The organism is Mesorhizobium sp. M2C.T.Ca.TU.002.02.1.1 (genome assembly GCF_003997225.1).
In genome coordinates, this window is record NZ_RZTO01001588.1 from 1 (window position 1) to 385 (window position 385).

General features: G+C 66.2%; 2 pseudogenes. Both read left to right on the forward strand.

What is annotated here, in order from left to right:
* Nucleotides 1-107 (forward strand): annotated as a pseudogene (locus tag EOD07_RS39020) (peptidylprolyl isomerase); the annotation flags it as partial.
* A gap of 75 nt (nucleotides 108-182) precedes the next feature.
* Nucleotides 183-385: pseudogene (locus tag EOD07_RS37440) on the forward strand (4-hydroxythreonine-4-phosphate dehydrogenase); the annotation flags it as partial.

A 385-nucleotide genomic window follows, 5' to 3' on the forward strand; every position in this document is an offset into this window, starting at 1 on the left:
CGCAGATGGTGTTCCAGGCCGAAGGCGGCAACGACAAGGACGCCGAAGAGCTCAGCAAGAAATACGTCGCCGAACTGCGCCAGAAGGCCAAGATCGTCGAGCGCTAGAGCGACAAGCGTGTCTCGACGCAGCAGCGAGTTCGCCCAAACCATGAGCGGCCTGGTCCGCGCGCTGGCATGAGCATGCAAAAGACCGGTGCCCCGCTTGCGCTCAGCGTCGGCGACCCCTCGGGCATCGGACCCGAGATCGCCATCGCCGCCTGGCAAGCGGGCGAGAGCGCCGGCGTGCCGCCCTTCTATCTCATTGCCGACCCAGCTTTGATCGAAGCCCGCGCGCGGCTCGTCGGCGCAAATGTCACCATTGCCGAGACGCTGCCGGGACAGGC